The 23,691-nt window shown below is 50.0% G+C and carries 19 protein-coding genes and 1 pseudogene; 15 read left to right on the top strand and 5 right to left on the bottom strand.

Going from position 1 to position 23,691, the window contains the following annotated elements; translation table 11 throughout:
• Window positions 1–300: 300 nt before the first annotated feature.
• A complete protein-coding gene (locus tag ACI5FR_RS01325; RefSeq protein ID WP_405449262.1) occupies window positions 301–1,614 on the top strand; it encodes an ABC transporter substrate-binding protein in 1,314 nt (437 codons plus the stop codon).
• A gap of 47 nt (window positions 1,615–1,661) precedes the next feature.
• Window positions 1,662–2,168 carry a phage tail protein gene (locus ACI5FR_RS01320; RefSeq protein ID WP_405449260.1) on the top strand — a complete coding sequence of 169 codons (507 nt, stop codon included), beginning with the start codon at window positions 1,662–1,664 and terminating at the stop codon, window positions 2,166–2,168.
• Between the two features lie 36 nt (window positions 2,169–2,204).
• Here ACI5FR_RS01320 and ACI5FR_RS01315 read toward each other — a convergent pair.
• Window positions 2,205–2,393, bottom strand: a pseudogene (locus ACI5FR_RS01315) (AraC family ligand binding domain-containing protein); the annotation flags it as partial.
• A gap of 354 nt (window positions 2,394–2,747) precedes the next feature.
• On the opposite strand from ACI5FR_RS01315, the gene ACI5FR_RS01310 reads away from it, so the two are divergent.
• The 5 genes from ACI5FR_RS01310 to ACI5FR_RS01290 all read left to right on the top strand — a co-directional run bounded on the left by ACI5FR_RS01310 (window position 2,748) and on the right by ACI5FR_RS01290 (window position 10,122).
• Window positions 2,748–4,388: a type 2 periplasmic-binding domain-containing protein gene (locus ACI5FR_RS01310; protein WP_405449257.1), complete on the top strand. Its 1,641-nt coding sequence runs from the start codon at window positions 2,748–2,750 to the stop codon at window positions 4,386–4,388.
• Window positions 4,389–4,491: 103 nt separating this feature from the next.
• Window positions 4,492–5,382: an ABC transporter permease gene (locus ACI5FR_RS01305; protein ID WP_405449254.1), complete on the top strand. Its 891-nt coding sequence runs from the start codon at window positions 4,492–4,494 to the stop codon at window positions 5,380–5,382.
• 32 nt (window positions 5,383–5,414) lie between these two features.
• Window positions 5,415–6,290 carry a carbohydrate ABC transporter permease gene (locus ACI5FR_RS01300; protein ID WP_405449252.1) on the top strand — a complete coding sequence of 292 codons (876 nt, stop codon included), beginning with the start codon at window positions 5,415–5,417 and terminating at the stop codon, window positions 6,288–6,290.
• A gap of 82 nt (window positions 6,291–6,372) precedes the next feature.
• Window positions 6,373–6,657 carry a hypothetical protein gene (locus ACI5FR_RS01295; protein WP_405449251.1) on the top strand — a complete coding sequence of 95 codons (285 nt, stop codon included), beginning with the start codon at window positions 6,373–6,375 and terminating at the stop codon, window positions 6,655–6,657.
• A gap of 747 nt (window positions 6,658–7,404) precedes the next feature.
• Window positions 7,405–10,122 carry a phage tail protein gene (locus tag ACI5FR_RS01290; protein ID WP_405449248.1) on the top strand — a complete coding sequence of 906 codons (2,718 nt, stop codon included), beginning with the start codon at window positions 7,405–7,407 and terminating at the stop codon, window positions 10,120–10,122.
• Window positions 10,123–10,265: 143 nt separating this feature from the next.
• Here the strand turns inward: ACI5FR_RS01290 and ACI5FR_RS01285 are convergent, their stop codons facing one another.
• The gene (locus ACI5FR_RS01285; RefSeq protein WP_405449246.1) at window positions 10,266–12,605 is read right to left on the bottom strand and encodes an alpha-galactosidase; all 2,340 of its coding nucleotides are present in this window, start codon (window positions 12,603–12,605) and stop codon (window positions 10,266–10,268) included.
• A 451-nt stretch (window positions 12,606–13,056) separates the two neighbouring features.
• Between ACI5FR_RS01285 and ACI5FR_RS01280 the strand changes: the two genes are divergently transcribed.
• Entirely contained in the window at window positions 13,057–13,188 is a 132-nt protein-coding gene (locus ACI5FR_RS01280) for a hypothetical protein (protein WP_405449243.1), read from the top strand.
• Between the two features lie 371 nt (window positions 13,189–13,559).
• Here the strand turns inward: ACI5FR_RS01280 and ACI5FR_RS01275 are convergent, their stop codons facing one another.
• The gene (locus ACI5FR_RS01275) at window positions 13,560–14,426 is read right to left on the bottom strand and encodes an AraC family transcriptional regulator (protein ID WP_405449241.1); all 867 of its coding nucleotides are present in this window, start codon (window positions 14,424–14,426) and stop codon (window positions 13,560–13,562) included.
• Between the two features lie 236 nt (window positions 14,427–14,662).
• Between ACI5FR_RS01275 and ACI5FR_RS01270 the strand changes: the two genes are divergently transcribed.
• The 3 genes from ACI5FR_RS01270 (at window position 14,663) to ACI5FR_RS01260 (ending at window position 18,445) form a co-directional block, all read left to right on the top strand.
• Window positions 14,663–15,949, top strand: coding sequence for a neutral/alkaline non-lysosomal ceramidase N-terminal domain-containing protein (locus ACI5FR_RS01270; protein WP_405449238.1), 1,287 nt, complete (start codon window positions 14,663–14,665; stop codon window positions 15,947–15,949).
• A gap of 100 nt (window positions 15,950–16,049) precedes the next feature.
• A complete protein-coding gene (locus tag ACI5FR_RS01265; RefSeq protein WP_405449235.1) occupies window positions 16,050–17,384 on the top strand; it encodes a DegT/DnrJ/EryC1/StrS family aminotransferase in 1,335 nt (444 codons plus the stop codon).
• Between the two features lie 50 nt (window positions 17,385–17,434).
• Window positions 17,435–18,445, top strand: a complete 1,011-nt coding sequence (locus ACI5FR_RS01260) for a Gfo/Idh/MocA family protein (RefSeq protein ID WP_405449232.1) — start codon at window positions 17,435–17,437, stop codon at window positions 18,443–18,445.
• A gap of 396 nt (window positions 18,446–18,841) precedes the next feature.
• Here the strand turns inward: ACI5FR_RS01260 and ACI5FR_RS01255 are convergent, their stop codons facing one another.
• Window positions 18,842–19,327, bottom strand: a complete 486-nt coding sequence (locus ACI5FR_RS01255; protein WP_405449229.1) for a DUF3574 domain-containing protein — start codon at window positions 19,325–19,327, stop codon at window positions 18,842–18,844.
• A 381-nt stretch (window positions 19,328–19,708) separates the two neighbouring features.
• On the opposite strand from ACI5FR_RS01255, the gene ACI5FR_RS01250 reads away from it, so the two are divergent.
• The 4 genes from ACI5FR_RS01250 (at window position 19,709) to ACI5FR_RS01235 (ending at window position 23,084) form a co-directional block, all read left to right on the top strand.
• Entirely contained in the window at window positions 19,709–20,980 is a 1,272-nt protein-coding gene (locus ACI5FR_RS01250) for a sensor histidine kinase (RefSeq protein ID WP_405449227.1), read from the top strand.
• A complete protein-coding gene (locus ACI5FR_RS01245) occupies window positions 20,962–21,561 on the top strand; it encodes a response regulator (RefSeq protein ID WP_405449224.1) in 600 nt (199 codons plus the stop codon). Before ACI5FR_RS01250 ends, ACI5FR_RS01245 begins: the two co-directional genes overlap by 19 nt.
• Before the next feature lie 74 nt (window positions 21,562–21,635).
• Window positions 21,636–22,121: a DinB family protein gene (locus tag ACI5FR_RS01240; protein ID WP_405449221.1), complete on the top strand. Its 486-nt coding sequence runs from the start codon at window positions 21,636–21,638 to the stop codon at window positions 22,119–22,121.
• Between the two features lie 156 nt (window positions 22,122–22,277).
• Window positions 22,278–23,084 carry an MBL fold metallo-hydrolase gene (locus tag ACI5FR_RS01235; protein ID WP_405449218.1) on the top strand — a complete coding sequence of 269 codons (807 nt, stop codon included), beginning with the start codon at window positions 22,278–22,280 and terminating at the stop codon, window positions 23,082–23,084.
• 36 nt (window positions 23,085–23,120) lie between these two features.
• Here the strand turns inward: ACI5FR_RS01235 and ACI5FR_RS01230 are convergent, their stop codons facing one another.
• Window positions 23,121–23,579 carry a DUF3995 domain-containing protein gene (locus ACI5FR_RS01230; RefSeq protein ID WP_405449215.1) on the bottom strand — a complete coding sequence of 153 codons (459 nt, stop codon included), beginning with the start codon at window positions 23,577–23,579 and terminating at the stop codon, window positions 23,121–23,123.
• Window positions 23,580–23,691 lie beyond the last annotated feature (112 nt).

The following is a 23,691-nucleotide window of genomic DNA, read 5'->3' as shown; positions in this document are numbered from 1 at the left end:
CGATGGGTGACAAACAAAGTGAAGATCGGTAGTTTTGGGAGGTGGAAAGATTTTGTAGGCGCGTGATTCGGCTTTTGTTCGGTCAAAAGACAAAGTGGATATCGTCGTACGAAGCTGAAATCGAGCAAGTAGGAAGTGATTCGCAAGCTACTGGGTGAAGGGGGCGTTATACGGCGAGAACATGTCAAGGATTTGTTTTTTCTTGATGTAAGCGCTGTCATCTTAATCGGTTACTTCATTGTTACAAAGTTGCAAGACCATGTTTCAAGCAATCCAATTTATTCAATGGGGTGGGTCTATATGAAAAAATGGAAAGGTGCAGCATTAGCCCTTGCGATGGCCATCGTTTTGCTGATTGCTGGATGCGGTGGCGGGAATGAAAGCGGCGCGAAAACGGAAGGGACGGCCACATCGGGCGGCAATACGTCTGTGGAACCAGCGAAGCCGGTCAAGCTGCTCGTCATCACGCCAACGGGCGGCAACATGGAATGGTTTATGACCCGATACGGCAGTCAGATTCAGAAAAAGTATCCCCATTATGAGTTTGAAGTGGTGGAGAGCGTCGGAAACAATGTGCAAGCACTCATTACAGAGCAGCGCAAGGTCGACCTGATTATTTCCTCCGTCAACAACTACCGTTCCAGCCTGCTCGAGCTGTACGGCGGCGATATCTCGGATCTGATCGCGAAGCACAAGTTCGATCTCAACCGTCTCGAGCCTTCATATGTAGAAGCGGCGAAGGTGGACGGGAAAAACCAGAACGGCTTGCCCTTGTACGATTTGCGGCTGACGCTGTATTACAATAAAGATATTTTCGATAAATTCGGCGTTCCTTATTTGAAAAATCATATGACTTGGGAAGAAGTGGCGGAGGTTGCGACGAAGCTGACGCGAATCGATGGCGACGTGCAGTACCGCGGATTTATTGCCCACCCGAACCCGTTGCTTGTCTCTAATCCGCTTTCAATTCCGTATACCGACGAGAAGGGCGAGAAAGCCGTATTGCAGACTGACCAGTGGAAATCGTGGATTAACACGCTGCTGCCGTTGTATAAAGCGCCGGGCTATGACGCCAAGCTTCTGAACGATGCGCGGAACGTCTTCGTCAAAGAGAAGACAAGCGCCATGTTCCTGGCGATGAACTCTGACGCTCCGAAGCCTGAGGAAAATATGAACTGGGACGCGGTCAGCCTGCCAGAGTTGAAAAGCTTGCCGGGCGTCGGCTCGCAGCCATACCCGGTCATTATTACGGTAGCTCCGACGAGCCAGCATCGGGATGAAGCGTTCCAAAGCATCGCCCAGCTTTTGACCGATGAAGTGCAAACGGCGATCACCTCCGACTTTGCCGCGATTACGCCGCTGAAGAGCCAGGCGGTGAAAGAAGCTTTCGGCCGCAACGTAGCGCAGTGGAAAGGGAAAAACGTTAGCGCAATCGCTGCACTAAAGCCTGCTGCGCCAGCCCGCGCCGGCGTGTTTGATTCGAACGCGACAGGCGCGATGAATAACGCCATCCTATCCGTCATCGCCGGAGAAACCGATCTGAACTCGGCTCTGCGGACCGCCGAAGAGCAAGCGACCAAGAAGATCGCCGAAGCGATTCAGATGAAAAAGTAACGAATAGTCCCCAAATCAAATGATTTTGATTTGGAGATTTGACCCAGGTGTCGTTTTTTAGATGGGGGAGGATAAATAATGACAGGCGAATTTTAACAGCTATTGGCAAAGCAAAATTAGCCAGTGCAACCTCTGAAAATCAGCTTGAGATTACACATGTCGCCGTTGGTGATGGCAATGGCTCATATCCTGTTTTGACTGAAAATATGGTAGCATTGGCTAACGAAGTTTGGCGTGGTACTGCTTCTACACCAATTCATGATACACAGGCACCAAATACATTGATGTTTGAGTCCGCTATTCCACCAGATGTTGGCGGCTTTACCATTCGAGAGATTGCTGTTTTTGACAGATCAGGTGCAATGATTGCAATCGGGCATGTTGACCCTGCACAGCAAAAACCACTACCGAAGCAGTCAACTGGCATCCATATGACCGTACGTATCATGATCGCACTGGCAAATGCTGCTGAAACAAATCTTTTCTTCGTTGCATGGCTGACGTACGACGGACTGAGATTGAATTTTTCGGCTATGCCATTCAAGGTCAGATGATGCAATATTTGTAAATCGAAGAACCGGGATTGGAGCGAATCTCGTGATGTGGTGCGGCAACAGCAGCGTAGCCGTGCCCGGTCGAAATGCATGCGGAACCCCGTTTATCGTCTCAGTTCCGTGCCCGTCGATCACAAATGAAAATTCGGCAAAGTCATGATAATGGATGGAGCTGTTTTCAAACCGGTTTATGGAGATGTAAAAAGGAAATTGTCCTTTGGCCATATTGAATAAGCAACCGCATCCTGATATACCGGATATGCCTTTCATCCAACCCCACCGCCTGACAGAAAATATGGCACAACGAAACGATAGAATGACACACTTTGCAACTATTTTCAGTTTATCATGAAGTTGCATTACAGATAAGGGGAGTCAAGCAATATCAAAACAGGGGGGATGCTGCTTGAAGGAAACAACGGGTTTTTGGCTGATCAAACTTTGTTTTTGTCCTTTACAAACTTCATGAATGTGGTAATATCGTCATTTGCACTCCCTGATTCGAATGTAAGCGCTTCACACTAGGCAGCACGTACAGTCATCCAACGTCTTTCAAAAACATTAGGAGGTCAAATCAGGATGGTAAAAACAAGATCAAAGTGGGTCCCCGCAATAACCGCTTCTGTTCTGGTTGCGGGAATTGTTATCTCCGGCTGCTCTAAAGGCTCCGATTCCCCAAGCCCAAGCGGCGGTACGAACAAGGCCAGCGAAGAACGCATCAAGATGACGATGTTCTACAACGAAGCCGGTATCAAAACCCCTCCGGGATTTGACCGCAGCAATAATCCGCTCGTTAAGATCGTAGAGGATTATGCGAACGTCGACCTGGAGTTCGACATTCCGCCTTATGTGGAGTACACCACTAAGCATAACCTGGTGCTCTCTTCCGGCAAACTACCTGACATTTTCCATTCTACTATTCCTGACGAGACTTTTAAAGCCGCTCGTGATGGCGCCTTCATCGATTTGAAAAAATATTATGACAATTCGCCAATGCTGCAAAAGGTCGTTACTCCTGCCATGATGGAATTGGGCAAGGATCCGGTCAGCGGCAAATATTTCCGAATCCCGATGGCCTATGACAAAGGGCCGCAAGGCGCAGGTATCCTCGCCCGTTACGACCTTATTCAAAAATACAACTCCGGGAAATGGCCGACCTCCGTACCAGAGTGGATCGAGTTGATGAGGAAGATCAAGAAAGCGGAGCCGGATTCCATCCCGATGACGTTCCGGATCATCGGAGACAATATGTTTGCCTACGGCGGCGGCACGATCTACGGTCTGTACGGCGCGTCTCCTTACGACTGGCGGATCGAAGGCGGCAAGGTGATCCCGAACGTAATGACGGCGGAATTCAAAGAGGCGTCAAAAGTCATGCGCGACCTGTATACGGAAGGTCTTTTGGACAAAGAGTTCGCCACGACGGACAGCACCAAATACTACCAAAAGCTAGCTGAGAAAAACGTCCTCTGGCAATGGAACTCAATGGACCAAATTCTTCCTTATCAAGTAACCCTGACGCTGCCTACGGCTACAGGCAATCAGAAATCGCAGATTTGGGGAGTTGCTCCTCCGCTGACAACTAATCCGGCCGTCCTGAAGGACAGAAAGTATGCAATGGGCGGCGTCGGATTGCCGATTACGACCCACGGCTTGTATATTCCGACGAGCAACAAAAATCCGGATCGCACCTTCAAGGTAATCGAGGGCTTCGCGCAGGAGCAATTGAAGGATAAGATTTTCTGGGGCGATGAAGGCAATACTTACACCATTAAGGACGGTAAGCGTGTGGCTGACCCGGCTAAGATGAGCGCTGAAGATCACGCTTGGAAACGTCAATTCGCCTTCTTGTTCGGCTACACGGACGGTCAGGACGCACAAAATGCCAACTTCGAAGCGCAACTGGGCAAAGAGATCTTCACGAACATCCAAAACGGGATGAAGGTCATGCAAAAAGAAGCTGAAGCCATCGGGCTGGCTGGCATCATAGGCTACGCGGAGCCGGATGAAGTCCTGAAGAAAAACGCAGAAATCATGCAAGCGATCAACAAATTCACGTCGGAATACATCATGAGCCGGATTTCGGAGCAAGAATTCAATGCCGCGATCGTCGATTGGGAGAAAAAATACCGTTCGTTGAAGTACGATCCGCTGCAAAAGTTCCTGGATGCGAACAAAGACGACCTGATTAAGAAGGGCTACAAGAAAGCAGGCTGGTAAGGAGCTGCTAACTATACCGGAACACTCAACTATTTGGAGGTGACCACGCTTGCGAGAAACTGTCGCGGTTCAGGAGAGTGTGGTAAAGCCAAAGAGAGGCAGGATGCGACCTCGGTCGCTCCTGTCGCTTTACCTCTTATTTGCTCCAACAGCTATCCTGCTGTTCGTATTCAACTACATTCCCATGTACGGCATCATTATCTCCTTCCAGAACTATTCGATTTACAAAGGCATTCTGCATAGCGATTGGGTGGGATTCCAGCATTACTCTTATTTCCTGCACGACGACAAATTCTGGTCCATCATGAAGAACACCCTGCTCATCAATTTTTATGACATTCTTTTCGGGTTTACGGCTCCTATTATTTTTGCCTTGCTGGCCAATGAATTGTATCAAAAAACGTTTAAGCGCGTTATGCAGACCGTGTCCTATTTGCCCCACTTTTTATCTTGGATCGTCGTCGCCGGTATTTTCAACCAAGTGCTGTCGCCGACAACCGGTATTTTCAATATCTTCATCGGGTGGTTCGGATTCGAGCCCCATTATTTCATGACCGACCCTAGCATATTCCGGGGGATACTGGTATTCGCGGACATTTGGAAAAGTGTAGGATGGTCGGCCATCCTATATTTCGCTGTGATTGCGGGCATTGACAGTTCCTTGTACGAAGCAGCCTGGATCGATGGCGCCAACCGTTGGAAACAGACCCTGTATATCACGATACCTCATATGATGCCGATGATCGTGCTGCTCTTCCTGCTGAAGATCGCGCACATCTTTGGCATCGGCTTCGAACGCGTGTTCCTGATGCAGAACCCGCTCGTCTACGAAGTGTCGGACGTTATCAGTACCTATGTGTACCGGACCGGGATTGAATCCTCCCAGTACAGCTTCACTACGGCCATCAGCTTCGCGCAGAGCGTGCTCGGCTATATCCTCCTCGTGTCATCGAACTGGGTGTCCAAAAAATGGATGGGCCTGGGCATGTACTAAACAGCCAATGACAAAGGAGGTGGCGTGAAACCATGATGAATTACAGAAGTCCTGGACGAATGGTCTTTCAGACTTTTAACTATGCGCTTTTTATCATCTTCTCAATCTCGATTCTGGTACCGTTCATCAACGCACTTGCCATCTCGTTCAGCAGCTATGCCGCGTTGACTGAGAACAAAGTGAGCTTGTGGCCGGTAGAGTTCCAATTGGATTCCTACATTAAGCTGGCGGGCAACTATACGTTCCTGAGGTCCGCGGCGAATACGGTTGGGCTCACGATCGTACAAACGGTGCTCAGCGTTATCGTCTCCTTAAGCGCCGCTTATGCGATGTCCCACAAGTATTTCAAAGGCAAAAAAGTGGCGATGACGTATATCCTGATCACGATGTTTTTCAGTGGTGGTTTGATTCCTTCGTACTTGCTCGTGAATAATTTGGGGATCAACAATACGTATTGGGCCATTATTTTGCCCGGGCTGGTCAGCCCCTTCTACATCATCGTGTATAAAAACGTCATGGATCAGATGCCCAAGGAAGTTTTGGAATCCGCCGAGATCGACGGGGCCGGGGAGTTCTCCATGCTCTTCAAGATCGTCTTGCCGCTCGTGCTCCCGATGACGATGGCGTTCGTCATTTTCAGCGCGGTGGCGTACTGGAACGAATGGTTCAGTGTCTTGCTTTACATTAAAGACAGTTCGATGTGGACCTTGCAATTTCAGCTGAGAGGCATCTTGTCTTTTGCCCGTTTAGAGGACACGACTATCAATCCGCCGGGCGTGCAGGTCATCCATCCCGATAATCTGAAGATGGCGGCGCTGATGTTAACGACGCTGCCGATCATCTGCATTTATCCGTTCCTGCAAAAATATTTCATTCACGGCCAATTCGTCGGAGCGGTGAAAGGGTAACCGTATATAGACAAGCAAGCGATAAAAGGGGACCGAGGAGGTCCTTTTTTTTCGGAAAAAATGTTTCGGAGGTGCTCCAACCATGAATGTGAACGCATTATTGCAGCCCGAGGCGGTGGCCCAACCGTGTCGTAACTTTTGCATCCTGGGAAAGACGACGCTTCGCGATCCGCTCGACGGGCGGGAGAAGCTCGTCTTGGCCAACTTCGCCGCACACGCGACGGGCGACATTATCCTGATCGACTTCGAGACCGGCGCCGGGGAGTCGATCCTCATGCCGGGCGACAGCGGCGGTTGGGCGCTGTACAATTTGGAACGACGAGAAGCTCATCGTCGGGACGTGCCCCGGCTTCGGCTATATCCATAGCCTCGATTTGTGGACGCGGACATATGGTGTACGACCCGGCCGCGCTGTGGGACCAGCTCGGCAACAAAACCGCATCTTGATATACCGGATACGCCTTTTATCCAACCCCACCGCCTGACAGAAAATATGGCACAACGAAACGATAGAATGACACACTTTGCAACTATTTTTCAGTTTATCATGAAGTTGCATTACAGATAAGGGGAGTCAAGCTTTATCAAAACAGGGGGGTGCTGCTTGAAGGAAACAACGGGACCGAGCAAAACGTTGTCCCGCAGAAAACTGCTTGTGACGATGAGCTTGGCAGGTGCTGCGTAATTACCGGGGTTTCTACAGGAGATACGATGGGCAGAGACGTTTCCGTATTGGAGACGGTATATTGGGGCCAGGACCCGGGAACTTGGATTGGAAAAACAAAGTGCACTCCGGTGAACATTTGGGATTATGCCGGGAAAATTGTTAATAAACCGGAACCGTCCGATCCCGGCAACCATATCGTCGGTGATACCGTGAATGGCTGTGGCTTCGCGGTATGACTTCCCTCTCATCAAACTCCAATCAAAACCACTTCGATTTCCACAAACGGAGTTTCAAGTGACTCCGCTTGTCGTGGAACAGGCTATGCGGGTTGCTGGAACGTGGGTCGACGGACCTGAGGGTTACATCGTGTGTTATGCGATACTGGATGCGCTCGATCGTTACGACTCAATGAACAACAACATTGATTTAGATGGAGGAGGTTAAATAATGACAGGCGCAATTTTAACAGCAATCGGAAAAACGAAATTAGCCAGTGCAACCTCTGAAAATCAGCTTGAGATTACACATGTCGCCGTTGGTGATGGCAATGGCTCATATCCTGTTTTGACTGAAAATATGGTGGCATTGGCTAACGAAGTTTGGCGTGGTACTGCTTCTACTCCAATTCATGATACGCAGGCACCAAATACATTGATGTTTGAGTCAGCTATTCCACCAGATGTTGGCGGCTTTACCATTCGAGAGATTGCTGTTTTTGACAGATCAGGTGCAATGATTGCAATCGGGCATGTTGACCCTGCACAGCAAAAACCACTACCGAAGCAGTCAACTGGCATCAATATGACCGTACGTATCACTATCGCACTGGCAAATGCTGCTGATACAAATCTTATTTTACAAACAGAAATGGTGGAGTGGCAAGCGGGGAAAGGTTTGGAGCAGGAATGGCCGGAGGAGCCCGTCACCCATGTAAGCCGCAGAAAGCTGCTAACGGCCTTCGGCATGGCCGGTGCGGCCTTAGCCGCGGGCAGCATACTCCGGGGATCGTTAACGGCTTACGGGAAAGAGGGTTTATCGGTTGCCGATTCCGTATACGGAGGGTCTAACGACAAGAGTGAAATTCCCCCAGGAATAGCGAAGAAGCTTGAGCTTATCACCCATAACGAGCTGGCAGGTCGTGATATGGCTGGGGCGCACCCAGCGAGTGCGATTTTGGATTCAAGCGGGGTATCACAGCAGCAGGTTAATGATTGTAATCGCTGTGTTGATTCCATCTCCGACATGCTGGCCATCATTTCACCGCAAAACGGTATGCGTGTTGCTGTAAAAGGTTATCATTCACCCGACATTTTTATCGAACTTAATCCATATAAGGGTGGTGGTAACTTTATTTGGGATGCTACTAGTACATCTACAGCAAATAACGGTACAGTTTTTCAAGTTTCTGGAATGGCTACTGGTCGATGGATTCGCTTAGATTGCTCTGAAGTTACAGTAGAGATGTTCGGCTCAAAAGGTGATGGTGTCTACGATGATCGACCTTCATTCCAAGCTGCGATTAACTACCTGCACGGGCGTGGCGGCGGTGAGTTAGTTGTTCCAAAGCCTATAGTAGAGTACCGCTGGAAATCCTATGATGCCACTGACTCCGCATGTTTAGTTATTCCTGCGCCAACACGAAGCATTTACTTAGATCCTATCTCTATTCGGGGTACGGCTAACTTAACGTCTATTAAAGTGGATTTAGGCACAGGTGTTACCATCGAAGCCGCAATTCTATTGAAAGGCGGTGGTCTGTATAAGAAATTTGAAAACTTATCGGTATGGGGTGGGGCAACCAAAACAACTCCAAACTGTAATTATGTTCTAAAAGGTTCAGACACCTATTACCCGAATATGGCTATTCGCCAATGCCAATTCTATGTTGCAAATAAAGACTGTGTTCGTCTAGCAACCTTTGTGACATTGCTTGAGCAACTTCAAACGGCTTATTCTCCACGCGGAATTGTTATCGCAGGGCCCGGGATTAATAATTCAGGTGTATGTACTTCCGTGACATTAAATAGTTGTTATGCTTTAGAACATACAGAGTTCGGTTACTGGTTCGGTGAGTCAACCTATATGACGTTCAACTCATGTGCAGCAGATCACATCATTAATAACACAGGTAATGGTGTAGTAGCTTATCCGTACTATATTGATATTGCTCGAGGTGTAGCCCTTAATGGTTGCGGTGCTGAAGGTTCTACTCGCATTATGAAAGTCCGTGTTGCACAAGGGTTGAATATTAATGGATTTATGACCTTATCAATCGGCAACGCCACAACTCCGCCAGACCACTTAATACGAATTGACGGTGGTTCTTCTACCACAATCTCAGGGTTATGGAATCATAATAAGTTGGGTGCGACTTATGTATTATCGCTGGGGAATTTATTCTCTGCTGAAAGCGTCACCATTCTTGATCAGAGTATTTTTGCTACAGAAGTGACTTATTCATCTAATTGGCGATTTGAAAATCCTATCAGATTCATATTGAATGACTTTTCTAAAAAGACACAGGATAACACTTTAACAAACACAGGTAATGCCACAACAAACACGACTAATTTAGTAAATTTAACAAGATTAGCTTACGATACTGAGTTAGTTCATGATGTCATTATTCGATTACCGTCAGGAGATTACGAAATAAACGGAACCGTTTTTTTGTGTAATTCAAAAACCCGTGGTATTGGTAGAGTTCGCTTAATTGGCCATGCAGATGGAACAAGTAGAATTGTGTTTTCTGGTAATGGGGGGATTTCATTTGGAATTCCAAACCAACTATCTAGTGTTGACTTCACTGTGGAAAATGTAGAGTTTTACTTAGGACCTGCGATTAATATTAGTAATAAAGGTGTATTGTTCTATAAAGCAAATGTAGCCTTTACAAATGCAAAAATTACATCAGACAATGGGGCTAGACAATATTATTCTGCCGGTCAAGCGACGTTAACTTTGGATAATAACTCAAGAATAACGACCCCGCTGTATGGTTCAATTGAGGTTGCTTACAGTTATAAAGCTACTGCCGCTCCAACTAACAGCACCAAATTGCCAGCAGGAACTATATTTAAAGCGTCTGACCCTAATGCAACTCGCATCGGTTGGATTAATACAGCAGACAATGGTGCAAACTGGCTTCCTATGGTGGTTACTTAAGATGAAGCCCTTCGGGGCTTTTTTTAAATATAAGTATTAAGTTTAGATTTTGGGCAGCGGTCGGAGCCCCTCCGCCTGCTCTCCCCATGGGCCAACTGAATGCCTAGGCCAAGAAAAACCGTCCGGGACCCGGACGGTTTTTCTTATTCCAAAATGACTCTCTCTTCCCCGACATGCAGCAAGTTGTGAAGTTCCGCTTCGTCTTCCGGTTCGAAATCGATGCGCCAAGTGAGTGTCTCTGTTCGAAACGCCAAAGGTTTGAGGACGATTAAGCTTTTATCCATGGGGACTTTTGCGGTTTGAAGCCCTTCATATTGAACGGGCTTCCACCCTTTCGGAAGCTTCAAGAACAAATTCCCTGCTTCCTCTTTTGGCCGGATGCATACGCCGCTCAAATAGCGTTTGTTCGGATTCCACTCAAGCTGTTCGATTTCGACCCCTCCTTGGGTTACATGCATATCGGTCCCAATCAGCCAAGGATGTGGCCTCGACCTTGCTATTCGAAATACCCGAATATGATGGGGCGGCACCTCGACCTCGAGACGGTCTTTTATTTCGCCCAAATACATTTCGTTCCAAAAATCAAACACGGTGTAGGTAGGGCCGTGTTCCAACTCAAGTTTGTCCAGCGAGAGCTCCATTTTTATGGTCGCAGGTTCGGTGTTCAAGACGCCGATAACGTTCCATTCGTCCCAATCCTTCTCGACCTTCAAATTGAATATTTTGGGCCAATCCGGATATACGGCGTCAAACAAATCTGCCGGTTTGGCCATCTTGTTGTATGGCGGAAGCGACTTCTTGATAAGCGCAAGCCGTTCTTCGCCAATGGTCGAAATGTCGTCCCCGAGCATCACGGGACCGCCTGACAAAGCAAACATGCTGACTGTGATAATCGCTTCGTTCAAAGGAACAGGCTTATCGATGGTCATCACATTGAAAGCGTCGTTATAATACAACTTCCGATCTGTAAAATAAGTGTTGGCCATTGTGGTCGATACGGTTCGAATCAAATTCCACGTATTGATCGTATACATGGCAGGGTATTCATTCATCCCTTTTATAAGCGGACGTCCTTCACCGCAATCGGGGGCAACCCTTACAGCATCGACACAACCGATGTTTTGGAATGTTGTTCCGGTCGAAGACAAAATATACGCATCCTCGCCTGCAGCTTCCCGGATCGTTTTCAAAGCCTCTCTGTATACTTCGGGACCTTTCACCTTGGAGCGGTCAAAATATTCATCATAGAGGAAGTGTCCCGGGGTCGAGCCCGATCCCGTATAAAGAAAATCGATCATATAGTACCTGATCCCCAGCTTCTGATAAAATTCAAAGGTTCGCTTCAAAAAGTCAACCGTATCGGGATGACTTCCATCCAGGCAATAGAAGCCAACCCGTTCGTCAGGCGGCAAATCCCCGGACTTCCCGAACCTCCACCTGGAATTGCTTTTGACGAACTCTCCTTGCCTTTTTAACAGGTGGTGCTTGTGTTCTTCAAACAGCGGACTCAACTTGTCCGGTATCCAGAAGGGAGCGACCCAAAAGCCAAGACGTTGTCCGTTTTTCGCCAATTTGGAAACAAGCCATTCGATATCGTGGGGGAACGACGTTTTGTTAAATGCTGTCCAGTTTCCCGGCAGCATATGCTTTAAATTGCCGATGCTTACCCAGAAATTCGTGACATCAAACCCTTCGAGTCTCGTTTGGATGGCGGCGGAATTCTCCAGCACAAGTTCTTCGTACGTTTGTTGGGTAAAACCGTCCCTCCATGTCCATCCTCCGAGCCAGCCGACGGACGGTTTCGGGGCTATCCGGGGCTTGTAATAATGGCTCACCTTCGCTGCCCAATTTTCCAAAGACGCGAATGGATCGTATGACCAATCGCACCCGATCGTTTCGGACTCGATTTCCTGATCCGGCTGAAGCTCATAATCATCAAAGTCGCAGTAACCATCAACATGAATCTTGTTGTGGGACGTGCTGTATGCAATCTCCGTATTTATTCGGTCAAAGGTCATAAAGCTGCAGTTGAATGCAAGTTTATGGGACCGATTATACAGCAAACCGACCGTTTTGCTCCGGTGACAGTTGTTTTCAGAATAAAGCTTTTTCACATAATTATCGGTAACCCAGGCCGTTTGACAAAGCGCCACCGTTTCCTCGGCTCCCTCGCCAAGATCAATACTGCCGCTCTTGTGCAATAAATGGCATTTCCCGAGCTTTATGGCTGTTTTTCCAACATTTTTGACCCGGGCTTTTATGGTCAAGAAGCATTCTTCTTCATATAACCGGAACGAAACCGCAAACTTCTTCCCCGTACCTGAGGCGCCGCAATCGGCAACAAGTTCCGAGTATCGTCCATGCAAGTCTTTGCCTTGATTCATTTCGACCGAATTGGTTTTCTCCAGACAGCGGATCTGGGAGCCATCTACTTCCCATACGAGCGAAAAGGATTCCATGACCAAGCGTTGATCTGCAGTCATTGACCATGTTCCTGCAACGGAATCAATTGAAATTGCTCCGAATTTGTTACTTAACGGGTATAACATGCCTATAAACACCTCAATGTTTGAATTTTTATGGTTTTTACTCCAGATTCGTCGATCCCGGAGTAACAACCATTAATTTAACTGGATGCGGTTTATTCGCCTGCGATGACTGTAAGGCATTTCGGTCGACCTCCTTCTTGTTGGTGCAAGCCGTTCCACAGCCAGCAAGATGCGATTGAAGCTAACATGACACTTTTTTTGTATTGCATGGCGGGTGCCCAGCCTATTTAATTATCTCTTGCTGTACGGTGCGGAAACAGCACATATCGTCTGCTTTTATTGTCATATTGGCTTTGCTTCTCAGTGTGTGACTGCGTGCACGTTTTTCTACAATAAAGGCGTACGGAAGACAGGGGCATTCGGTTATGGAGTTGGTCTTGTCGTCATGTCGAAAGCAATGGTAAGCGAGATCGCCAGCCAAGTTGGCTTCGACTATACCTTGCCTTTAAACCGGAAATCGATTTTGAACGGTTTGGGCGAGAAGAGCGACGGTGGTGGGGACGGAAAAGCCAAATAGACGAGGGGGCACCGCCTAAAAAAAGCGACCTGCTAATGGGATATTTTATGCGTGGGGGATACACCATTCGGCTGATAAGCTGACGGATTTAGTTGTGCAGCCAGTCAGCTTAGAGGATCTCCAGCTCCAGAGCCGAGGGGGGGAGAAATCGTTCCTGCTTGGAACAGAGAGAACAGCTATCGAGGAGCAATGGGGACAGGCCGAGGGGCAAAATGCTTTCCGGGGCGATATGTATGGCCAGCTTAGCGTTCATTATGGCTCAAGCGTCAATGCCTGATTTGCACGGGATTTAGTCAGATTGGGATGACGCCTCGGATCATACATGCCCCCTTACCCTTCCGCCTCTCGCGCAGCATTGTCACGCAAATCTGTTACGTCGATCGGTATTTATCAGGCGTTACTCCTTTAATCTTTTTGAACACCCGGTAAAACGTGCGGGATGAATTAAACCCGACTTCAGCGGCAATTTCCGTAATCGTCAGTTCAGACGACAACAGCAGACTAGTTGCACTACGAATTTTTAAGGCATGGATATAATCGTGGAAATATTGACCGGTATATTTCTTCGTTGCATGGCTGATGTACGACGGACTGAGATTGAATTTTTCGGCTATGCCATTCAAGGTCAGATGATGGTCCATATAATTCAGATGGAGATAAGAGATGATCTCCCAGATGACCGGCGCGGTCTCTGATCGGCCTTGTCTCGACAAGTCAGGCTGTGTCTGCTGCCGGGAACGGACAAACATAAGCAGCGCCTCTGCCAGCTTCATTCGGATCAAGCCGATTCTGCCGATCTGGTCGTCGTCGTATTCGCTGTTCAAGTCGGCCATTATGACCAGCATCCGCCTTAGGCTTTCCTGCTCGAAATAGGCGAATGACGGATGGGACGAGCCCGTTTTCCACAATAGATGGTACACGGAGGAGTCTAGAGACAGATCGGATAAGATGCCGATGCTGAACATGCAGCAATATTTGTAGATCGAAGAACCGGGATTGGAGTGAATCTCGTGATAGTGGTGCGGCAACAGCAGCGTAGCCGTGCCAGGTCGAAATGCATGCGGAACCCCGTTTATCGTCTCAGTTCCGTGCCCGTCGATCACAAATGAAAATTCGGCAAAGTCATGATAATGGAGGGAGGTGTTTTCAAACTGGTTTATGGAGATGTAAAAAGGAAATTGTCCTTTGGCCATCTTTGAATAAGCAACCGCATCATGATATACCGGATATGTCTTCATCCAACCCCACCGCCTGACAGAAAATATGGCACAACGAAACGATAGAATGGCACACTTTGCAACTATTCTCAGTTTATCATGAAGTTGCATTACAGATAAGGGGAGTCAAGCAATATCAAAACAGGGGGGATGCTGCCTCTTCTCTCGCGGAAGGATGGAAATGCAAGCCGGAGCTGTCCCCGGCTGCTCCGAATCTATGTTATGTAAACTTCAAGACGATGGAGCTGAAAACGGAAATGGAATTTTTGCTGGGCACAAACAAGATCGACATTACTCCCGACCCTCCCGTGCCGCTGGCCGGGTACAGCAGTCGCCAAGGCGTCTTTGAAGGCGTGCATCACCCCATCTACGCAAAAGTATTGCTGTTCCGACAGTGGGACGAAGAAAAGGGAAAGGCGCGCAACCGCCTTCTCGTCGCCGCCGACCTCATCTGGTGGGGAACGGAGCTTACAGAGAAGCTGCGTCGGGAGCTTGCGTTGCGCTGGGGCATGGGCGCGGAAGACATCGTCTTGAGCGCCTCCCACAGCCATTCCGGCCCACAAACGTCCCTGCTTATGCCGTCTCTCGGAGCGGCGGACGAAACGTATTTGCAGGAGGTCGAGCGAAAGCTGCTCGCCGGAGTCGAGCAGGCCGAGGCTAATCTCGAGCCGGTCGTAATCCAGCGGGGGTCCGGTACATGCGATATTGGCATTAACCGCAGAAAACTGGCGGACGGCAAAATCGTCGGATCGCCGAACGAGCAAGGACCGGCCGATCCTGAGGTAACGGTAATCCGTTTCGTCAACCGAACCGGAGAAGCGAAAGCGTTGATCGTCCATTATACGTGCCATCCTACAACGACCAGCGACAATTTTGTATCCTCGGAATTTTGCGGTATAGCGATGGAACGGTTGGAACAAGAAGCGGATAACCGCTGTGTCGCTTTGTTCTTGCAAGGATGCTGCGGCGATGTGCGTCCTTCGCTGCACCGCGACGGCAAGTTTTACAGCGGACACGATGAAGATGTGCGGCGGCTTGGAGCGCGTTTCTACGAATCGGCCCGGGAAGTGCTCGTCCGCCCGATGCAGACGCTGCAGCCCTGCTCGCCGGGAGGGGCGCACATCAAACTTCCGTTGTCGTTCGCTTCCGTCCCGTCCTTGGAGGAGCTTGCTGAATATAGCCAGTCGGCTGATGCCGGAGTACACGAATGGGCGAAGCTGCTGCTGGACCATCCGGAACTGGTTCGGCCGGCCGCAGAGTTCGATATGGTGCGAATGGATCTATCCGAAGGGTTGTCGCTTCTCGCCATGAACGCAGAGATGGTGGTGGAATACGGGCTGTTTGTCAAAGAGATGTCCGGCCGAGGCGTACTGCCGGTCGCTTATTGCAACGGAATGATCGGTTACGTGTCTACCGCCAGGCAGCTCGGTGAAGGCGGATACGAGCCGGTCGGCTCCTGCAAGTACTTCGGTCTCTGCTCTCCCTTTACGGAAGCGGCTGAGCCTGCGATCCGCGAAAAGCTGGCCGCCCTTATACGGATATAGGACGGAACTACGCCGATACGTATGCGGCTATGATCGATCGGCTAGAAGTCGAAGCTAACGCACTATTACAGAAAAGAAATCGGACAAGGAGTGGAAGAAAATGAGCAGTAACGAAAAGCTTGCCCTATTCGGAGGACCGAAAGCTCTCCATCTGCCGGTTGGTGACATGTTCAAATGGCCGATTATTACCGAGGAAGACGAAGCGGCCGCTTTGCAGGTCTTGCGGGACGGCTCGATGTCCGGCATTGACATCACTCAGAAATTCGAGAAAGAATTCGCGGAGTGGCTGAACATGGACTACGCGCTTGCTTTCAATAACGGAACGAACTCGCTGCTCGGCGCTTTTTACGGCTGCGGAATCGGCATAGGCGACGAGGTCATCTGCCCGAGCATTACGTATTGGGCCTCCGCCCTGCCTGCCTACTGTCTCGGAGCTTCCGTCGTATTTGCGGAAATCGATCCGGTGTCGCTTTGTCTGGACCCCGGAGATATCGAACATCGCATTACCGGCAAAACGAAGGCGATCGTGGTCGTACATTACCTTGGACATCCGGCGGACATGGACCCGATCATGGCGATAGCCAGAAAACATAATCTGAAAGTAATTGAAGATGTCTCCCATGCCCAAGGGGGCTACTATAAGGGATGCCGGGTCGGCACGATCGGCGACGTTGGCGCGATGTCGCTTATGGCAAGCAAATCGTTTGCGATCGGCGAGGGCGGCATTTTCGTTACGAACGACCGGGAAATTTACGAGAGGGCCGTCGCATTCGGGCATTACGAGCGGTACAATTCGGATGTTCGCACGCCTTATTTGCAGCCTTATGCGGGACTGCCGCTCGGCGGCTATAAATTTCGCATGCATCAAATCAGCTCCGCTGTCGGACGCGTGCAGTTAAAATATTATGACGAGCGGATTAACGAAATCGACAAAGCGATGAATTACTTCTGGGAGCAGCTTGAAGGCGTGCCGGGACTTAAACCGCATCGCCCGGAGCCCGGTACGGGCAGTACGATGGGCGGCTGGTATGCCACGCACGGACATTACGTGCCGGAGGAGCTTGGCGGGCTGTCGTTGACCCGTTATTGCGAAGCGGTCCGCGCGGAGGGTGTAGGGATCAACCCCGGCTGCAACCTGCCTCTACATCTACATGCCCTGCAGCACGAGGCGGACGTATACGGTCATGGCAAACCAACCATCATCGCCAACGCATCCCGTGACTTGCGGCAGCCAAAAGGTAGCTTGCCCGTCTCAGAAAGCGTTGCAGCGAGAACGTATTCCCTTCCCTGGTTCAAACATTACCGGCCAGAGATCATCGATCAATATGCCGCGGCATTCCGCAAAGCGGCGCTGCAGTACGAGGAGCTGCTTCCGGGCGATCCGGGCAATCCGGAAAAGATGGGCGGCTGGAACTTCTTCAAGGCAGGAAACTAACCTCGCCTGACTGTTCCAGGGTAATTTATCCGTCCAAAGGGGGCTCATCCATGTCTTATCGATTCGGAATATACGGCTGCCAGCACGGTCATATCCTCTCCTTTATCGATCAAATGCTGGCTTTAGGAGGAACGTGTTCAGGTATTTACGAGCCTGATTCCCCTGGCTTGGCGCAACAAATATCGGATCGCCACGGAATTCCGCTCGTAGATAACCCCGACGTCTTCATCGAAGATCGGGTAAGCATCATCGGATCGTCGGCGATCAATAACAGGAAGATCGATGTTGTGGAGTGGTGCGAGCGTCACGGTAAACATGTGATGCTGGATAAACCTGTCGTTACGAACCGCAAGCAGTTGGAACGGCTTGAAGCGGTATTCGACCGGGGGACGATTCAAGTAGGCGTATTGCTGACCGAGCGGTTTCGCCGTTCGATCTTTACGCTGAAGCAATCGATCGATGCCGGCCAGCTTGGCCGAATCGTCAGTATTACGATGCGCAAGCCTCACCGGCTCTCTCCGGCTTCCCGCCACGCCTGGCATTTCTCCAAGGAAGAGAACGGCGGCTTGCTGATCGACTTGTTCATTCACGATTTCGACCTGCTGCGTTTCCTTACCGGCCAGGAAATTACCGCGATCCAGAGCCAAATGGCCAAGCATATCGCTCCCGAGCATCCGACCTTCTTCGATACGGCTTCCGCACAAGTGATGATGAGCGACGGGACGCTGGCTCAACTGTATGCGGATTGGCATACGCCCGATCCGAGCTGGACGTGGGGTGATTGCCGACTCTTCATTACCGGCACGGAAGGATGCGCTGAGCTGCGCTTAAGCGGCGACCCCGCCGTGGAAGTCGGGGAGCTTTATTTCCAAATCACCCGCGACAAACCGTTCGCGAAAGCGGAACTGCTGCCCGATCCGGATACAAACCTTACTCAAGATTTCATCCGCCGGATCGAAGGGAGGACGAGCATCATCACGCACCGGGATATCGTGGAGACCATCCGTGCGACGGTGCTTGCCGATGAGAGTGCTTTGGTGTTTGATATTTTTAAACGGTAATAATTCATGGAGTAACAGCACGGCGGCTATTCCTGAATCCTCTATTAAAGTTCCCGAACCGAAGTGTCGAGTATATGGATAATCCGCGCTTTCCATCATTCGGTGCAGGTTTGGTTCTTCCTGCCACTATGTCTCGCTCCCCCTGACGTCTTTTTTCGTTCGTGAGGGGATCCCAGAGGATGGCAATATTTTGAGATTCTCGTCCGGGAATGGGGAGTATAAAGTATATAGTTTTTTGTAAGACGCAACGAAGGCGAAGCTGCCGGCATGATGGGCAGCTTCGCCGCTTTCTAATGGGATCGTCCTGAGTGTTATGGAGACAACACCCCATACCCAACGTTGGACGGTCGTTATGTCGACCCCGGCTTTAGCCGTAAACCGATTAAACGCTCCGTTTTATTCAATGAAATACATTTTGCCGTCCACTTCGAGGGAAACGGACGATTGCGTCAAATCTTTTTTGAGCTGCTTCGCGTAAGCCACGACTTCGTTCAACGATTGATTGTCGAGTTTGTCCGCGAAGCTGTAGACGATCGTAACCTTTTCTTTGATCAGCTTCTTGTCGCCGTCGATCCAACCTCCGATTCCGTCGATGGCGGTCGCCCCGCCGAACAAGTTCGAAAATTTCGTTAGCGCCTGGTCGACGAATCGATCGTGAGCTTCATCCGCGATCGGTATTGTTCCATTCACCGTCGAAGGCACATAAATTTTGACTACGTGATTCAAGCTCGCCTGCTTTTGCAGGTCGCTTCCGCCGTTATCCGCCGCGACCGCCGACTCGGCGAAAACTTGCAGCGGGTTCGTCGCCGATTGGAGCGGCAGCCATAAAAGCGCGACCGCCAATAAGCCCAGCAAACCGTATCTGATTCTTTTGTTCTTCATTTCCGTTCCTCCTCGCGATGATCGAATTTCAAGCTGTCTAGCGACAAATAAATGGTAAAACGTTCGGCGCGTTATGGGGAGGGCCGAAAAAATACCCCTTCCCACAATTCGCTTAACATGCTATTATAGATAATTTTTATTGCGACGATCGGCTTATCGAATTTGTCGAAAAAATGATTACTTAGAGCCGTGACTTTCGGCTCGGAATCGAATACCCTTTTTAAAGACTTGAGCGAAGGCATAAAGGTGTGAAGCATGGTTGTACTTTGGGCTGCACTGTGGCTGATCTGCGTTATCCTTATTTTCGCAGACCCCAAAAACGAAAAAATACGATGGACGTGCATCGTCGCTTTCTGCGGAGGGTGCGGAGGGTTAACCGTAATGCTCGGCCATGAAATAGATCGTCCTCCTTGGATACTGCTTCTCGACGGATGGCTGTCGTCGATCGGACATTACGGTACACCCTACTCGATCCTCATCTTCGGCCTCGTGTTCGCGGATGTGCCGAAATCGCCGCTGAAAAAGCGGTTGAGCAAGCTGTTGTTCTTCGCTCCCGTTGTTGCTATGTATCTGATGTATCCCGTTTATCCGGAGCTCCAAGCCGACTACAAAGTGCTATCCCTTTGGGTTACGCCGTATATTATCGGGTCCAATCTGATCATGATCGTCTCTACGTGGCGGGAAAAACGGCCGGCTATCAAAAGTCAGAAGCTGCTTACGACCATCGTAGTCGTGCCGATGACTTCGTTCGCGCTCATAACGAATATATGGCTCGAAGCAGTCGGCATCGTTGGGGTGTGGAACTACAACCCTTGGATTATCGGGGCGCAGTTTTTGCTTTTCGTCTACATAGCGATTCGGTATGGCTTCCTGGGCGTCCAGGTGCGGGTGGAGAAGCAGCGCCGCGATTCGACGATGAAAGCCGTCGCTTCGGGAACGCTGCTGCTGAACCATGCGATCAAAAACGAAATCGCCAAGATCGATCTTTTGGCTACCGGGTTGAAGGACAACGTTCCGGCGCATTACGCGAAGCCGCGTGAAGACATCGATCTGGTTTTACGTTCGACGAGGCACGTATTGGAGCTGTCCGCCCGCATCCAGCAAAAGCTCGACATTTTGGATCTCGAGCCGTCTGAATTCTGGCTTTCGGAGTGCGCCGAGCAAGCTGTCGAGCTGCTGAAGCCCCTTATCGAATCGAAAGGAGCAGGCATCATCAAGCAGTTTGACGTAGATTTGAAGATGGTCGGGGATTCCGTACATATACGAGAGACGATTGCGAACATCGTCAAAAACGCGCTCGAGGCGCTGGACGCTGGCGGAACCGTTTTATTAAAAGCTTACCGTACGCGCAGAACCGCTTATCTCGACATTACGGACACGGGAAAGGGGATCGAAAAAGCGAAGCGCGCCCTCGTGTTCGATCCGTTCTATTCGACGAAAGGAAGGACAGGGAATTACGGACTAGGCCTGACATACTGTTATAACGTGATGCAAAAGCACGGCGGATCGATTTCGGTCAAAAGCCGGCCCGGTCAGGGGACCACGTTCACGCTGTCGTTTCCGATGAAACGAGTGGCCTGCGTTTCCACATTCCCCTCCGTCCGATCGTCCAATCCATCTAGGGAAGGCGGCATATGGACAAAATTAAACTGATGATCGTCGAAGACGATCCGGTATGGATGAAAGGCTTGACCGAGTATATCGAAAAAGAAGGCGATATCGTCGTCGTGAAGCAAGCGTTATCCAAGGAAGAAGCGACCGGTATAACCCCGCCCGAGGTCGACGTCGTCTTGATCGATTTGCAGCTATCCGAAGACGGCGGGGAATTATGCGGTCTCGGGGTCGCGAGCCGCTTGGCGGAACTCGGCGTGGACAAAATGATTATGCTCACCTCGCGGGACGAACCGGACATTATACTGGAAGCGTTCGACCGGGGAGCGATCAATTATATTATGAAATCGTCCTATAAAGACATCCCCAGAGCGGTGCGGGATGCGAGAGACGGAAAAGTTAGCCTGCACTCCGACGTGTCCGGCGTCCTAACGGCCGAGTTGCGCAAGGAGCGAAAGCTTAAAAGATTGACGCCAACGGAGCGCGAAGTCTACGAATTGAAAAATCAAGGATTCAGCAGGGTGCAAATCGCGCAGAAGCTGTACAAGTCCGTAGAGACGGTCAAAAAACAGGTGAAGCTCATCCAGAGCAAATTGAATCCGACAAGCGACAATGAACAATAACTTAGCAATTCATAAGAAACGCGCTCCCTGGGTTTACCTTATAATTGAGATAGCCGACAAAGGAGGAGATTCATATGAGTACTGTACAGGAGTTGTTGGAAGAACTGCGTCGGGAGGCGCTGTCTACTCGCCGTGTTCTGGAGCGTATTCCGGAAGCTAGCCTGAGTTGGAAGCCGCATGCCAAATCGATGTCGCTTGGGCAATTGGGCTTGCATACGGCAGGATTGCCTGGAGGGCTCGCCGAGCTGCTGAATGTCCCTGTCCGTGAAATGCCGATTGTGCCACTCCCGGAAGCGGGATCCGTCTCGGAGATTCTCTCGGTGCTCGAGGAACAGGTAGCCACGGCGGAGGAAATCCTTCGTTCATGGGGAGACGAAGGTCTTCGCGACACGTTCAGACTGACCGTGCAGGGCGCCGTCGTCATCGAGTCGCCGCGAATCGAGCAGGTCCGCACGTTACTTCTCAATCATTGGTACCACCATCGGGGACAGTTGACGGTGTATCTTCGGTTGCTGGATGTTCCGGTACCTGGTATTTACGGTCCCAGCGCCGACGAGTGAGGCCTTACAGAATAGGAGAAGGACACCATGCCGCATGGTGTTCTTTTTTTTATCCACTCAGACACTCGACCCCCTTGTTGACGTATTGGCAGGATCATGCAATAGTGGTCTTGAATCATCCTTCTCATGAAAAATCGCTGCTAGGAGGAGAAAGTAATGAAGGTTCACTTTTTGGGAACGGCTGCGTTCGAAGGCATCCCTTCTATGTTTTGCCGATGCGACCTGTGTCAGAAAGCGAAGCAGCTCGGCGGCAAAAATATCCGGACACGGACATCGGTCATGATAGACGATGAGTTGAAGGTTGATTTTCCTCCGGATACATATCTGCACATGCTGCGGGACCAGCTCGATCTGGAGACGATTCGGGATCTGGTTCTCACCCACTCGCATTCCGATCATTTGTATGCCGAGGATTTGCTCGCGAGGTATCCGGGCTACGCGCGTTCTTCGGAACACAAGATAGGGGTCTACGGGAATGACCTTTCGATCCTCAAATGCAGGGAGGTGCTTGGAACGGGAAAAGATAAGTTCGACTTACGTAGAGTCGTTCCATTCCGGCGTACGGAATTGCAGACCGCGTCTATTGTACCCTTGCCGGCCTATCATGACCAGAAGGAGACTTGCCTCATCTACTATATTGAAAAAAACGGAAAAGCGATTTTATACGGCCATGACAGCGGGTGGTTTCCGGACGAGACGTGGGAGTGGCTGCGTGATAAAAAGCTGGATCTGGCCATTCTTGAGTGCACGAGCGGTTGGCTCGACGCCTCTACTCACATGAATATCGAATCAACTGTGCGGACCAAAGAGCGGTTTGTGGAGTGGAACATGCTGCAGCTAGGCGGCCAAGTGGTGGTCACCCATTTTTCCCACAATGCCCACCTTCTTCATGAGGATTTGCTGGCCATCTTCGGTCCGCACGAGATCACGGTCGCCTATGACGGTATGGTGCTGCAGATCTAACTTTATTGAAGCTGCCGGTTTATCGGCAGCTTCGGTTCATTTTAGTTTATAACCAGCCAGTACATACAAAAGTCCGCCACAGATCCAGTAGGGCTCCCAGAAGAGGAGTCTCCATCTAAACGCATATGGGGTCAAATCAAAATGCAATACGTTCATCGCGGATAGGGAAATGGTAATGAAATTACCGACACCATACAGAATCATAAAGATTCCGGCTATAAGGCAAACAATAGATAACGGTCTCCTTAACTTTGTACGGGCATTGCTGCTTCTAAGCAAACCGAATAAAAGAACCACACCTGCTAATTTGACAATCCCGGTGACCCAAACGAAGGCGATAAACCCCGGAGGACGGGTCAGCGCCATTTCGTAGATGCTCCCGCCCAACGATTCAACTCCGATCATCCCGCCGGCCGCCCAGTAAAAACTCATGAAGGCAAAAAGCGCGGTCCACATCATTCCGGCGTAAATAAACCATGGTGTACGGAATCTCATTTCGTTCTACCTCACTCCTTTCACCTTTTAGGAGCCCGACAAGTGCCTAATGTCCGTTGCAATTACCGAAGGCTTCCTTTTCAGTTGTCATCTAAACACCTCAACCGTTTTG

This window comes from Paenibacillus sp. HJGM_3 (genome assembly GCF_045062745.1).
GTDB lineage: Bacteria > Bacillota > Bacilli > Paenibacillales > NBRC-103111 > Paenibacillus_AA.
Note: the sequence above shows the minus strand (reverse complement) of the source record. Positions and strands in the feature narration are given on the sequence as shown.

What these genes read in the sequence shown, in the direction of transcription:
- ACI5FR_RS01240 (WP_405449221.1), top strand. Translation starts at nt 21,636, where the DNA reads ATGAGTACTGTACAGGAGTTGTTGGAAGAACTGCGTCGGGAGGCGCTG.
- ACI5FR_RS01230 (WP_405449215.1), bottom strand. Translation starts at nt 23,579, where the DNA reads ATGAGATTCCGTACACCATGGTTTATTTACGCCGGAATGATGTGGACC.
- ACI5FR_RS01310 (WP_405449257.1), top strand. Translation starts at nt 2,748, where the DNA reads ATGGTAAAAACAAGATCAAAGTGGGTCCCCGCAATAACCGCTTCTGTT.
- ACI5FR_RS01235 (WP_405449218.1), top strand. Translation starts at nt 22,278, where the DNA reads ATGAAGGTTCACTTTTTGGGAACGGCTGCGTTCGAAGGCATCCCTTCT.
- ACI5FR_RS01260 (WP_405449232.1), top strand. Translation starts at nt 17,435, where the DNA reads ATGTCTTATCGATTCGGAATATACGGCTGCCAGCACGGTCATATCCTC.
- ACI5FR_RS01305 (WP_405449254.1), top strand. Translation starts at nt 4,492, where the DNA reads ATGCGACCTCGGTCGCTCCTGTCGCTTTACCTCTTATTTGCTCCAACA.
- ACI5FR_RS01275 (WP_405449241.1), bottom strand. Translation starts at nt 14,426, where the DNA reads ATGAAGACATATCCGGTATATCATGATGCGGTTGCTTATTCAAAGATG.
- ACI5FR_RS01270 (WP_405449238.1), top strand. Translation starts at nt 14,663, where the DNA reads ATGGAATTTTTGCTGGGCACAAACAAGATCGACATTACTCCCGACCCT.
- ACI5FR_RS01255 (WP_405449229.1), bottom strand. Translation starts at nt 19,327, where the DNA reads ATGAAGAACAAAAGAATCAGATACGGTTTGCTGGGCTTATTGGCGGTC.
- ACI5FR_RS01300 (WP_405449252.1), top strand. Translation starts at nt 5,415, where the DNA reads ATGATGAATTACAGAAGTCCTGGACGAATGGTCTTTCAGACTTTTAAC.
- ACI5FR_RS01250 (WP_405449227.1), top strand. Translation starts at nt 19,709, where the DNA reads ATGCTCGGCCATGAAATAGATCGTCCTCCTTGGATACTGCTTCTCGAC.
- ACI5FR_RS01280 (WP_405449243.1), top strand. Translation starts at nt 13,057, where the DNA reads ATGTCGAAAGCAATGGTAAGCGAGATCGCCAGCCAAGTTGGCTTCGAC.
- ACI5FR_RS01265 (WP_405449235.1), top strand. Translation starts at nt 16,050, where the DNA reads ATGAGCAGTAACGAAAAGCTTGCCCTATTCGGAGGACCGAAAGCTCTC.
- ACI5FR_RS01290 (WP_405449248.1), top strand. Translation starts at nt 7,405, where the DNA reads ATGACAGGCGCAATTTTAACAGCAATCGGAAAAACGAAATTAGCCAGT.
- ACI5FR_RS01285 (WP_405449246.1), bottom strand. Translation starts at nt 12,605, where the DNA reads ATGACTGCAGATCAACGCTTGGTCATGGAATCCTTTTCGCTCGTATGG.
- ACI5FR_RS01325 (WP_405449262.1), top strand. Translation starts at nt 301, where the DNA reads ATGAAAAAATGGAAAGGTGCAGCATTAGCCCTTGCGATGGCCATCGTT.
- ACI5FR_RS01295 (WP_405449251.1), top strand. Translation starts at nt 6,373, where the DNA reads ATGAATGTGAACGCATTATTGCAGCCCGAGGCGGTGGCCCAACCGTGT.
- ACI5FR_RS01245 (WP_405449224.1), top strand. Translation starts at nt 20,962, where the DNA reads ATGGACAAAATTAAACTGATGATCGTCGAAGACGATCCGGTATGGATG.